The organism is Paenibacillus sp. YSY-4.3, from assembly GCF_054767475.1.
On the sequence record NZ_BAABMC010000006.1, the window covers coordinates 261,048 to 274,052 of the forward strand.

11 protein-coding genes are annotated in these 13,005 nt (G+C 49.8%); all 11 read left to right on the forward strand.

All coding sequences use genetic code 11. The annotated features are described in order from the left end of the window. Positions 1–535: 535 nt before the first annotated feature. The 11 genes from ACYUJT_RS19410 (at position 536) to ACYUJT_RS19460 (ending at position 12,980) form a co-directional block, all read left to right on the forward strand. Positions 536–970, forward strand: coding sequence for a hypothetical protein (locus ACYUJT_RS19410; RefSeq protein WP_460325301.1), 435 nt, complete (start codon positions 536–538; stop codon positions 968–970). A 97-nt stretch (positions 971–1,067) separates the two neighbouring features. After that, positions 1,068–1,412, forward strand: a complete 345-nt coding sequence (locus ACYUJT_RS19415) for a hypothetical protein (RefSeq protein ID WP_460325303.1) — start codon at positions 1,068–1,070, stop codon at positions 1,410–1,412. A gap of 1,006 nt (positions 1,413–2,418) precedes the next feature. Then, the gene (locus ACYUJT_RS19420; RefSeq protein WP_460325305.1) at positions 2,419–3,630 is read left to right on the forward strand and encodes a threonine synthase; all 1,212 of its coding nucleotides are present in this window, start codon (positions 2,419–2,421) and stop codon (positions 3,628–3,630) included. Between the two features lie 85 nt (positions 3,631–3,715). Continuing rightward, positions 3,716–5,284 carry an ABC transporter substrate-binding protein gene (locus ACYUJT_RS19425; RefSeq protein ID WP_460325307.1) on the forward strand — a complete coding sequence of 523 codons (1,569 nt, stop codon included), beginning with the start codon at positions 3,716–3,718 and terminating at the stop codon, positions 5,282–5,284. Positions 5,285–5,306: 22 nt separating this feature from the next. Further along, a complete protein-coding gene (locus tag ACYUJT_RS19430) occupies positions 5,307–6,236 on the forward strand; it encodes an ABC transporter permease (protein WP_460325309.1) in 930 nt (309 codons plus the stop codon). Next, positions 6,233–7,144 carry an ABC transporter permease gene (locus ACYUJT_RS19435; protein WP_460325311.1) on the forward strand — a complete coding sequence of 304 codons (912 nt, stop codon included), beginning with the start codon at positions 6,233–6,235 and terminating at the stop codon, positions 7,142–7,144. Before ACYUJT_RS19430 ends, ACYUJT_RS19435 begins: the two co-directional genes overlap by 4 nt. Before the next feature lie 7 nt (positions 7,145–7,151). Continuing rightward, positions 7,152–7,958 (forward strand): SDR family NAD(P)-dependent oxidoreductase, encoded by an 807-nt coding sequence (locus ACYUJT_RS19440; protein WP_460325313.1) that lies wholly within the window; start codon positions 7,152–7,154, stop codon positions 7,956–7,958. A 4-nt stretch (positions 7,959–7,962) separates the two neighbouring features. Further along, positions 7,963–8,808: a polysaccharide deacetylase family protein gene (locus ACYUJT_RS19445; protein WP_460325315.1), complete on the forward strand. Its 846-nt coding sequence runs from the start codon at positions 7,963–7,965 to the stop codon at positions 8,806–8,808. Then, the gene (locus ACYUJT_RS19450; RefSeq protein WP_460325317.1) at positions 8,805–9,839 is read left to right on the forward strand and encodes an ABC transporter ATP-binding protein; all 1,035 of its coding nucleotides are present in this window, start codon (positions 8,805–8,807) and stop codon (positions 9,837–9,839) included. Before ACYUJT_RS19445 ends, ACYUJT_RS19450 begins: the two co-directional genes overlap by 4 nt. After that, positions 9,836–10,834: an ABC transporter ATP-binding protein gene (locus tag ACYUJT_RS19455; RefSeq protein ID WP_460325319.1), complete on the forward strand. Its 999-nt coding sequence runs from the start codon at positions 9,836–9,838 to the stop codon at positions 10,832–10,834. Before ACYUJT_RS19450 ends, ACYUJT_RS19455 begins: the two co-directional genes overlap by 4 nt. Before the next feature lie 187 nt (positions 10,835–11,021). Then, complete coding sequence (locus ACYUJT_RS19460; RefSeq protein ID WP_460325321.1) at positions 11,022–12,980, forward strand: S9 family peptidase; 1,959 nt, start codon at positions 11,022–11,024, stop codon at positions 12,978–12,980. Positions 12,981–13,005: the final 25 nt, after the last annotated feature.

The following is a 13,005-nucleotide window of genomic DNA, read 5'->3' on the forward strand; positions in this document are numbered from 1 at the left end:
AGCAAGGGGAGTTTGGATTACTGGATCAACGAGGAAGGCGAAAAGAGTATTTGGATCAAGAGTGAAGTGGGAGAATGAGATGCTAAAAAAGTGTTTAGAGATTTGGATGAGGGAGGTAAGAAAGAACGTTTCAAACTCGTCGAACAAGCAGCCCGGCGGGGGCAGGTAGCTGAACTGTGCTAGCTATTTTGTGTTTCCAGAAGTGGTTACTATGCCTATTTGAAGCGAAAGAATTATGACCGGGATGCCGAGGCCAAGCGTCAAGTTAGCACAACATAACCATAAGACGAGCAGTCACCCGTGTTGTGGTCTTTTTTTGTAATGGTTCCTATTTAGGCTTGATGACTACCGTCTAAGGATTTCGTCATTTTACTTACACGCACACAAAACCTTCAGTTTTATTGTATCGCTATGTTGGATATCCCATAAGTTCTTTGTATTTATTGCTGATAGCAGCAGAAATCGGGGTAGGTGTCATACAGATAGAAGCTACGAATAACTTACGATGAAAGATTGTTCAAAAGGAGAAATAACCATGGAGAATACATATCCAGAATATGTTACTAGTAGCGCTATCGAAGGTCTTGTAAAAAAAATAAAATTACCTGCTCCTGATGAATATTCACAAGATTGGGAGTATGAAGTGGCAGATTCCTCAAGAATAAAGGAGTTTGTATACGCCTATGAAAATATTGAATTAAACAAAGAGGAAAGATTCGCTTTAATGATTATTATTATCTCATCATTTAATGATGCTATAGTAGAAGGAAAGGCTGAGGCGGAATGGGCCAGTATTATCAGATACCATCTTCTTCAAGATATTAATATTCATAAGAATACTATTTATTATTGGTCGATGCTAGATGAGGATGATCTAGAAAATTGTTATGCTGTAACTTCTTTCATGAGAGAGGTTACAAGTGTTGCCAAATTAGATGATGCTAGTGGAATAAATAACATAACAACTTAACAAGCACTTCATAACCTTGAAAGCTCACTCGAACATAAATCATCTCAGGAAATCAGTATTAAATTAAAATGTAGGAGGATTTATTATTAGAAAATTTGTGAAATTGGATGTACCTAAGCTAAATATTCATCCATTGAGGATCCCAGCAGGTTGGTCAGTAAGCAAAAATAATTTTTGGGGAATTGATCCACATAATTTAGATCCCGATGATGATATTTGGTTTATGTTTACAGACAGTTTGTTACAGTTATATTATCAAAAAAAATCAATAATCTTAGATATGGGCTGGAAACCAGATATTTCTCCAGAGGGTAGCTTCTTGGTTTTAATTTTGATAAACGAAGACTGGGATAAACCAATAGATAGATTTGAATCTAAAAATTATGCTGAAGTAATAGAGTTTATAGAAACTAAATTACTTGAAATTACAACTACTCTTTAAATTTGATGGATGATCTTTGTGACTTTGAAGACCGTAAAATCATAATCAAGATTGAGAAGGCGATCCATTTGGAGGGAATTCTAAAAAGTATTAAATATACATACAAATTTTAATGGCATGGAGGGAATGCATCAAGCAATTATATCTTGTATAGACTATACAATAATTGAAGATCCATTTTATGACGAAGATGGAGATGAAATTGAACCAATATGTAAATTAGAGACAGTTGAATTTGTGAATTTGCGGATAGGCATGCTCATACATATGAATTATTAGATGATTTATTAAGAAAAAGAGTTGATAATATTGTTCAAACATTATGGGATCCAACTTCAGTTGAATTAGTAGATTTATATTCATCTGTTGTTGTTAATCTAAATTTGAAAACCAGCTATGAACTAATGAGATCTTCTCTTGTAACTAGTTTTGATGATGATGTTAGAAAAATTGTTAAAGAGACTATAGATGAAATTGGGGAGGAAATAGGGCTTCCGTATAAAATAAATTAAAAATGTATGAAAACTTTCGATTAATTAATATCGATATATCTAGCTTTATAAACGAAACATAAGTATTAAATGAGGCTTTGAAAAATGATACTGATACAGAAAATACTTTAGATTAACAGGAAAGTAATTTGTATCCTATTTTAATTATATGGAGGTAAAGTGTATTTATAAAATATTAAGACATGAAGTGCACCCGTCTGCAGCCCAACGCGAGGCGAAGCGGCCAAAATGCTGACAAGCCTGCTCCAAGCTATGGAAATGCTATACATAAATTAATAAACAAAGCGATCGCTACCGGTTCATAACCGGGGCGATCTTTTTTGTCTCTGGTGGGTTCGCTCCCTATGAAGTCCTTCACAATCCATATTGACATCCACTATTTAACATGATAAATTGTTTTTTAATGATTTAGTATACCGACTTGATTAGTAGGGAAAAGAAAAATAGAAATAAATGCTTAACAGGCGATTACTATCACGAAGGAAGGCTGGCTTATGAAATTCAGCTACATCAGTCATCTGCATTGTCCCAAATGCCGGGAAAAGTATGAGTTCAATATCATCCAGCAGTTGTGCGCATGCGGTTCTCCGTTGCTCGTTGATTATGATCTTCAGGAGCTTAAGAAGCGCTGGGGTCCAGCCGCTCTAGCAGGACGATCCAACGATCTGTGGAGATATCATGAGCTTCTCCCTGTCACCGCTCCAGATAATATTGTGACGTTAGGGGAAGGGATGACTCCCCTGCTGCGGATGGATCGTCTTGGCGCATCAATGGGAATCGGGCAACTGTGGATGAAGGATGAAGGGGTGATCCCCACAGGAAGCTTTAAGGCACGGGGAGCGGCTGTCGGGGTATCCAAGGCCAAAGAGCTGGCGGTACAGGAACTGGCTATGCCTACCAACGGTAATGCAGGCGCGGCTTGGTCGCTGTATGCCGCCCGAGCCGGAATCCGGGCCACCATTGTAATGCCGGTGGGAGCTCCGGAAATTACCCGTAACGAATGCGCGATCTCAGGCGCGAATTTGTATCTGGTAAATGGTCTGATCAGTGATGCCGGGCAAATTGTCGGGCAAGCGGTTAAAGAACATGGCTTATTCGATGCCTCGACCTTGAAAGAGCCATACCGGATTGAAGGCAAGAAAACGATGGGACTGGAAATCGTGGAGCAGCTTCAATGGAAAGTGCCCGATGTCATTCTTTATCCGACAGGAGGCGGCGTAGGGCTGATAGGAATTTATAAAGCGCTGAAGGAGCTTATTGAGCTAGGCTGGATCGAAGACAAGCTCCCGCGGCTGGTAGCTGTTCAAGCAGCAGGCTGCGCGCCGATCGTCAAGGCATGGGAGGAAGGCAAGAACGTCTCTGAGTTTTGGGAGAATTCAGCGACAGCGGCTTTCGGAATCAACGTGCCAAAGGCGCTGGGTGATTTCCTCGTACTTGAAGCGATTTACGATAGCGGTGGCTGCGCAGTAGCTATTGACGATGACACGCTGCTGAAGGAACTGGAGACCATCGCAAGTTTGGAAGGGGCGTTCGTCTGTCCAGAGGGCGCAGCCACCTTTGCGGCGGCCCGTCAGCTTAGGGAAGGCGGATGGATTAAAGAAGGGGAGACTGTGATAGCCCTGAATACGGGGAGCGGGATAAAATATCCCGAAACCGTGAAGGTCCAGGTCCCGGTGCTGGAGCCTGGAGCCCGCCTAACCAGATGATAGCATGGATCGCATGAATCTACGTCTAATATCGCTTCAATCTTAAAAAAGTTTTCTACTAAAAGATATTACTGGGGGATTTAAAATGAAAGCATCATTGAAAAGCGTACAAAAAACCGCCATTTTAATAATTGGACTGTTGTTTATTATCGCCCTTGCCGGATGCAGCGTTGCCAAGCAAGCGGATAGCAATAAATCGCAGCCGCAGGGCGAAGCCTCATCGGATAGCCGCAAGCTGGTTGTCGATCTCGCCAATGAAGCGGCCAATTTGGATCCGGGGCTGCAGTACAATTTTGACAGCTATGCTGTATACCGGAACATATTTGACAATTTGCTCCGCCGCGATCCAGCGACCAACGAATTTACAGCAGGAGTAGCCGAAGCGTGGAAGCAGGATTCTCCAACAGAGTGGACGTTTACGATTCGCAGTGATATTAAGTTTCACAACGGCGACCCGCTCACAGCGGAGGATGCTGCATTCAGCATCCAGCGCATTCTGGACAAAGAATTTCTCAGCCCGCAGTATGCCAACTTCAATATGATCGCTTCCGCAGAAGCTGAGGGCAATGAACTTAAGATTACAACAAATGAACCGAGTCCTACGCTGCTGGCGCAGCTCGTTAATTTGAGCATTGTCCCGCAAAAGTACGTTGAAGAAGTAGGCAATGAACAGTTCAATTTGAAACCAGTAGGCAGCGGCGCATACCAATTCGACAGCTGGGCCAAAGGGACGCAAATTACGCTGAAGGCCAATGAGGATTATTGGGATGGTAAACCGGAAGTTGCAGCGGTTGAATTCCGTTTCGTGCCGGACCGGGCCAGCCGGGTGGCTGACCTGCTCTCGGGCAAGGCTGACTTCGTATCCGGGGTAAGCCCTGACGATGTGGAGAGCATTCAGAGCAATTCCAATCTGCAGATCATCTCCACACCGACAGAGCGCATCGCATTTCTGGCCTTCAACATGGTAGATGATACGCCGACCAAGTCAACCGCAGTAAATCAGGCGATTGCTCACGGCATTAACTATGATTCGATTATTGAATCGCTTTTGCAAGGCTATGGCGAGCGGGTTACTCAGGTGCTGACGCCGCTGTCGTTCGGCTACGATCCTAGCATTTCCGGCTATGACTACGACCCGGAGAAAGCCAAGGAATTGTTGAAAGAGGCAGGATATGATAACGGCATTACAGTTGACCTGCCTACATCACCGTCATTTGACCAGCGTGTCGTTCAAGCCATTCAGGGCGATCTCGATAAAATCGGCATTAAAGTCAATATTGTCAGCACAGATCACGCAACTTTTCTGAAAAAAGTTCAGGACCCTGCCCGCAAATGGGGCAGTATCCGCTACGGCATTTGGTCCTGCGGCTGCATGGATGCCGACGGTACTCTTCTTCCGCTATTCCGTACCGATACGATCTGGAGCAGCTACTCTAATCCGGAATTCGACCAAGCGGTAGATGCGGCAAGAACGACGACGGACGAGGCGGCAAGGATCGAAAATTATAAAACCGCATTGAATGTCCTTCAGCAGGATGTGCCAGGTATCGGGTTATATCAGCACTTTGCACTATATGGCGCATCTAATAAGCTGCAGTGGCAGCCTGACCCGCAGGAGAACTTCTTCGTCAAAGATATCAAATGGGTTAAATAAGGGAGCGTAGGGGGGAGCGCATATGCTTTACGTAGGACAGCGAATCGTCCAAGCTCTGGTTTCGATATTTGGAGTAGCTACCATCATCTTTTTCATCCTGCGCTTGACCGGAGATCCTGTTCTGCTCATGGTTCCTCAGAATGCAACCGCTGAAGATATAGCTGTGCTAAGGCACGCCCTCGGGCTGGATCAGCCCGTGGGTCTTCAGTATTTGCACTTCCTGAAGCAGATTTTTACGGCGGATCTCGGCTATTCATATATTCAAAATATGCCCGTTCTGGACATTGTGATGGAGCGGATCCCCTATACGATCGATTTGGCGATATTCGCGCTCATTCTGACCGTGATTATCGGCGTGCCGCTCGGGATGATTACAGCGATTTACAAAGGCACATGGATCGAAAAAATATGCATGCCTTTCATTCTGGTCGGGCAAAGCATGCCCGCTTTTTGGACAGGCATTCTTTTAATTATGCTTTTTGCGGTGCAGCTGAAATGGCTGCCCTCTTCGGGAGCGGAAAATTTACAGTCACTGATTCTTCCTGCCATCACGCTGGCCTCGCTGTCCATTGCTACGGTGGCGAGAATGACCCGCTCCAGCATGCTGGAGCAGCTGGGTCAGGATTACGTAAGAACGGCCCGCTCCAAAGGGGTGGGGATTCCCCGGATGCTGTACCGGCATCTACTGCGGAATGCCTCTATTCCAATCATTACTGTTGTTGGGCTGGAATGCGCGAATTTATTAGGAGGCTCGGTCATTACGGAGACGATATTTGCCTGGCCTGGCCTGGGACAGCTGACGATTCAAGCCATCGCGGCAAGGGATTTCCCGCTGGTGCAAGCTGTGGTCGTCTTGGGGGCTGCGGTTTATATTTTCATTAACCTGATTACGGATCTTATTTATGGGTGGATTGACCCAAGGATCAAGCTGGGGAGAGAAACATCACAATGAACATATCACCTACGCCTGCGCCTGATACGCAGGCTCAAGCCCGTTCGCTGGCAGCGAGAGCGAAGGCCCGGCTGCGGAGGCTGGGGACGTTATCCGTTCTGCCGTTTGCGCTTATCCTGCTGCTTTTCGTTGTTGTAGCATTTCTGCCCGGATTGTTTACGCAGCATGATCCTACGCTGATAGAGCTTTCGCTTCGTTTGCAAGCGCCTGGCTTTGTTGGTCCGGACGGCTCGACCTATTTGCTAGGCACCGATGAATTAGGCCGGGATGTATTCAGCCGGCTCATTCACGGGGCGCGTGTCTCCTTGGTCGTATCGGTGACGGCCGTCTTAATTTCCGGGCTCGTCGGCGGATTCCTCGGAATGGTGTCCGGATTTTATCGAAATTGGGTCAGCGCGGTCATTATGCGGGTTGCCGACATATTACTGTCTATTCCTTTTTTGCTGCTCGCGATTTTGACCGTAGCGGTGCTTGGGCCCAACTTATTGAACCTGGTCATTGTCCTCGGTCTGACACGCTGGCCGAGATATGCCCGTGTAGCCCAAAGCACGACGCTCTCAACGGTGAACAAGGACTTCGTGAAAGCGACAGCCGCTTTGGGTGCTCGCCCGGGCCGGCTGCTCATCAAGCATATTATGCCCGAGTTGATTCCCCCGCTGGTGGTGGTGGCTACTCTGGAGATCGGTCTTATGATTCTGTTCGAAGCCTCGCTGTCTTTCATCGGACTGGGGGTTCAACCGCCTAACCCGAGCTGGGGCAATATGCTGTCTGCAGGAAGGCAGTACGTTTCGACAGCTTGGTGGTTAGCCACGTTTCCGGGCCTTGCCATCTTCCTCATTGTGCTTTCGATAAATATGCTCGGAGACGCTGTCAGGGATCGGCTGGATCCGAAAAATCAAAGAAGATAACATCGAGGTGATCGCATTGCATTTTGAAGGAGAGTTTATTGGTAAAAAGGTGGTCATTACCGGAGCTGCCGGCATTTTCGGCACTTGGATTGCCCAGGCCTTTGCGGCGCAGGGAGCGAAGCTGTGCTTATCCGACATCCGCCATGATGAGCTGAGAGCGATGGGAGAAGATCCGTTGTTGCAGGACGCAGAGCTGCTGTTCCATACAACCGACTTGACCCGGGAAGCCTCGATCGCTGAACTGGCTGAGTTCATCGAACAGGAATGGTCTTCAGCAGATATATTGATCAATAACGCTGGAATTTACCAAAGGCATAGATTGCTGGAAATGAGCACGGATGAATGGAACGCTTCCCTTGGGGTTAACGTTACGGCTCCATTTTTGCTGACACAGCTGCTGGCTAAGCAAATGATCAAAGACGGCAAGCAGGGTTCGATCATCAATATCAGCTCCGGGGCTGCGCTAAGCAATCAAATCGGGGGCGGGCATTATTCCACAGGTAAAGCCGCTTTAGCGATGCTGACCCGTTCCTTTGCGCTGGAGCTCGCTCCGTATCAGATCCGGGTTAACGCGGTATCGCCCGGATTTGCTCCAGGCAGCGAAGTGAGCGAGCTGTCCGCAGACTATGTGCAAAATATGATTAACCAAATTCCGCTCGGCCGCACATCCGGTCCGCAGGATGCACCTGCGGCTATTTTGTATTTGTGCTCGAAGAGCGCCTCTTTCATTACGGGGTCTACACTCGCGGTAGATGGCGGCCGTACGGCAGGTACCTTTAAGCGGCCGCAGCCCCAGGACGGGAAGGTGACGTGAAGCGATGCATACGACTTATAACTGGCCGAATGGGAAGCGCTGCGCTGCAGCCTTCAGTATTGATTTCGACGGTGAGAGCCCTTATTTGTGGCGGACCCGGAATGCCTCGTCCAATGCTCTCGGAGAGCTGGAACAGAGAGCCTTCGGGCCTCGTCAGGGCATCTACCGGATTTTGGAGATGCTGGACCGCCTAGATATCAAAGCCAGTTTCTATATCCCAGGCGTTATTGCCGAGAAGTATCCTATGGCGGTGGAGGCCATCGCCAAAGGGGGACATGAAATAGGCCTGCACGGGTATTTGCACGAACGGGTCGATGAGCTGAGCGAGGAGCAGGTGGAGGAAAGCATCGTGCTGGGCAAGCAGGCGCTGGAGAAGGTGATCGGTCCCCGAACGATGGGATTTCGTTCGCCGTCGTGGGAGATGACGCCCGATACCTTTAAGCTGCTGCAGCGTCACGGTATCCCTTATGACAGCTCCATGATGGGCTATGACCACCCTTATTGGATCGATGGGCTGCCGGAAGTGCCGGTTCAGTGGCTGCTTGACGACGCCATTTTTTATCGTTATTTTGGGGGCTTTTCGGGGAATCCGCCCTTAAACCCGGACACCGTGACAGATACATGGTATCAGGAGTTTGAAGGAATCAAGCGTTACGGCGGGCTATTCTTATTGACCGTCCACTGCTGGATCAGCGGCCGGGGGTCGCGGATCATCGCGCTGGAACGACTGCTGACCCGATTGAAAAACGACCCGGAGGTTTGGTGGGCCACTTGCGAGGAGATCGCGGCATATCATGCCGGGCAGTACGCGGGACAATTTCATGAACCGCTGGGAGGAGGCTGGCTATGACGACTCCGCGGCAAACATTTCCGTCCGGCGATACTGCTGCTGGCACTGCTGACTCCGCTATTATGAAAATCGAGCAGCTTACTTTATCTTTTCAGCAGGAATCGGGTCCGGTGACGGCATTCCGGGACGTATCCCTACAGTTGAATAAGGGCGAGATTTTGGGCCTCGTCGGGGAAAGCGGCAGCGGCAAAAGCCTCACTGCGCTGTCGTTGATGAAGCTGCTTCCCGCAAATGCCCGTTTTGATCACGGGGACATTACGCTTGAAGGCGTATCGTTAAGAAGCATGTCTGAATCACAGATGCGGAACATTCGCGGCAATAAAGTCTCGATGATTTTTCAGGAGCCGATGACCGCCTTGAATCCATTGATTCCGGTTGGCCGGCAAATTGAGGAATTATATATACTTCATACTAAGCTGCGCAAATCGCAGCGCAAACAAAAAGTGATCGAATTGCTGAAAGCGGTAGGAATTTCCGACCCGGAGGCCCGTTTTCATCAATATCCGTTTGAGATGTCGGGTGGAATGCGGCAGCGGGTCATGATCGCGATGGCGCTTGCCTGCAATCCCCAGGTCATTATTGCGGATGAGCCGACAACGGCGCTTGATGTGACTATACAGGCGCAAATTCTGGACCTGTTAAAGGAAATTAGACGGGAATACGACACGTCTATTTTGTTGATTACACATGATATGGGTGTCATTGCTGACGCAGCCGATCGCGTGGCCGTTATGTATGCAGGCCGGCTGATGGAGGTTGGGGCAGTGGACGATTTGCTTGAATCGCCGCGCCATCCGTACACGATCGGATTGCTGAACAGCATTCCAGATTTATTCGGCGATGAGGGAGCGGAGCTGAATACGATCCCAGGCGTCGTGCCGGATTTGAAAAACATGCCCGGCGGCTGCCCCTTCCATCCGCGCTGTCCGCTGGCGACGGACATATGCAGGGAGCAGACTCCGGAGCTGGCCGAAATTCAGCAAGGACATGCGGTAGCCTGCTGGCACCCGGCAGAGGGGGAAAGAAAATGAGTATGACGGAACAGCGGGAACAGACCACTCCCTTGCTCGTTGCAGATAATATAAAGAAGCATTATACGCAATCGGCCAAGCTTTTCGGTTTGGGCCGATCTGTTGTTAAAGCGGTCGACGGAGTAAGCTTTGAGCTGATGCCGGGCGAGACGCTAAGCCTTGTGGGCGAAAGCGGATGCGGGAAATCGACGACAGGGCGCGCGGTGCTGTATTTGGAGCGTCCTACGGAAGGGCAAGTGCGCTATAACGGGCAGGATCTGTCCACGCTTTCGGGGGAACAGCTGCGGAAGCTCCGTAAGGATATGCAAATCGTTTTCCAGGATCCTTATTCCGCGCTCAATGGCCGAATGAAAGTTCGCGACATTTTGACAGAGCCCTTTCGGATTCATCAGCTCCATCCGGGACAAGAGGAGCAGCAAGCCAGGCAACTCCTGGAGATGGTCGGGCTGTCCCCGGCCAGTCTGGAGAAATACCCCCATGAGTTTTCCGGCGGGCAGCGCCAGCGTATTGTCATCGCAAGAGCTATCGCTCTGCGCCCCAAATTTATCGTTTGCGATGAGCCCGTGTCGGCTCTGGATGTCTCCGTCCAATCGCAAATCGTAAATTTGTTCGGGCAGCTCCAGAAGGAGCTTGATTTGACGTACTTGTTCATTTCGCATGATTTGTCCGTCGTTCGTCATGTGAGCGATCGCGTCGGCGTCATGTACCTGGGAAAAATGGTCGAGCTCGGCCATAAAGCTGCGGTGTTTGACCAGCCGCTGCATCCCTATACTCAAGCGTTGATGAGTGCGATTCCGATCCCCAATCCGAAAATACAGCGGCAGCGGGAGAAAATTACGCTGCGCGGAGAGCTGCCGAGCCCACTGAATCCGCCAACGGGCTGCCGGTTTCATACCCGCTGCCCATGGGCTGTGGAGCAGTGTCGTCAGATTGAGCCGGAATGGCGGGAAGCCAGACCGGATCACTGGGTGGCGTGTCATCTGGTTGACGCGTAGAAGTGTTGTGATTAGCTAGGATAGCATTAAGATCGACTAGGATAGAGTTATGAGCAGGCTATGAAGAATTATGACCAACTATGGTGGCGTTATGATTAGCTTGATAGAGCTATGATCAACTATGATAAGCACTGTAACCAACTATGTTAGCGTCGTGATCATCTAAGATAAAGGAGTTGCATACGACATGCTGCAATCAACCGATCTAGGTCGGATTACACTGCTTGGAGCGCCGGATGTGCATCCCGGACAACGGGAAAAGCTGGTGCTGGCGAAGGGGAAAATGGACATTGGACGGGACGCTTACTCCAGTCAACTGGTCATTTTCAATACGGCCACACGCACGGAAACTGCCCTGTTCGCAGCACCACAGGATGGCCAAGGGTCTGCTGCGGATGCCAGTCCGCGATGGTCGCCGGACGGGAAGCTGCTGGCTTTTATACGGACGGGCGGCGGAAACGATGGGCTGTGGCTGTACGAGCCGTCTACCGGTGCTGCCAGGCCGCTTGTAACCGGGCGTAAAGTGAAGGATTACATCTGGGCTCCCGATGGCCGGAGCATTGTCTTTACAAGCCGGGACAACGAAGTGAACGCGACAGCTTACAAAATAAAAAGAATGCGGTACAAGCTCGATGGCGAGGGCATGACCAACGGGTATACCCATCTGTTCGAGGTGAACGTGGGGACATCCGAAATTTCGCGGCTTACTTCCGGAGAGTCGGATTACGGCAATCCTGCTTTTTCGCCGGACGGTTCGGTTTTGTATTTTACAACCGACTTCCCGGACGGCTTCGATCTGGAGAAGCGGCCTGAAATCCGCAAGTTGGACAGGGCAAGTGGCTCCATCTCGGTATTGAAGCATGTGGCCAGATCGGTCTCCGCCTTGATTCCGCTTCCGGACGGCTCCGTGCTCGGTACGGGGAAGAAGGATACGCCGAACAGCGCTGAATTCGACAAATGGTTTTATGTACAACAGGGCGTGGAAGGCCGCTGGCTGGAAGGGAACGTAGATGTGCCGTTAGGCTATCACGTCATCGGGGACAGCAAACGTATGGGTCTTAATGCGGCAGTGCGTGCTGCGAATGAGGAATGTATTTTGTTCGCCGGAACGAATGAAGGCAGACAATCCCTGTACAAGTTGGATACCGCCTCTTTGGAAATCACCGCCCTTCCTCTTGAACTGAACGTCCTGGCCTTCGATGTGGAGTACGTTACTGACGAGGAGATCGCCGTCGTACTCGTAGCCGATGCGATGGATCGGCCAGGAGAGCTGTACCGTGCGGTATGGCGTGAGCAAGGCGGCGAGACAGTGGTCGAGCGATTGACGCGTTATAACGAGGAACTGCGCCAGCAATTGCCTGCGCTGGACATTCGCGAGTATTCGCATTTGACGCCGGATGGTCTGACCGTTCAGGGCTGGACCATGGATCCGGGCAAAGAGAGCGGAAGTGTCCGTCAGGGCACGATTCTAATGATTCACGGTGGGCCCCATTTGGCCTACGGCCATTCGTTTCATTATGACTTCTGGTACTTAGCCAGCCGCGGTTACCGGATTGCCTTCTGCAATCCGCGGGGAAGCTATGGCTATGGTCAGGCATTTTCCAATGGAATCATCAAGGAGTGGGGTGGCAAGGACGTCCAGGATATAATGGGCTTTCTGGAACAAGCCGCCGCTTCGGGCGATACGCCAGCAGATGAACCGCTTTATTTGATGGGTGGAAGCTATGGGGGGTACCTCGTCAACTGGATCATCGGCCGCGACCACCGGTTCAAGGCAGCTGTAACAGAACGCTCAATCTGCAACATGTACAGCAAAATCGGCAACAGTGATCTTGGTTTTCAGATCAATTTATATGAGCTGGGCGGTCAGTCCGATCTTTGGAATGATGAGGAATTCATCATGGAACGCTCGCCGATCCGCTATGCCGAGGAGGTTTCTACCCCGGTTCTGATCATTCATGCGGAGAAGGATCACCGGGTTCCCGTCGAGCAGGCGGAACAATGGTTCCAGGCATTGAAGCGATTGGGCAAGGAAGTGGAATTTATGCTGTTTCCGGGTGCCTCGCATGCGCTGGCTTCCATTGGCAGGCCGCAGCAGCGCGTAGCACGGCTTGAGGCATTGGCCGATTGGTTCGCGGTTCATTAACTACTATGCATAAGGAAGGTGCGCC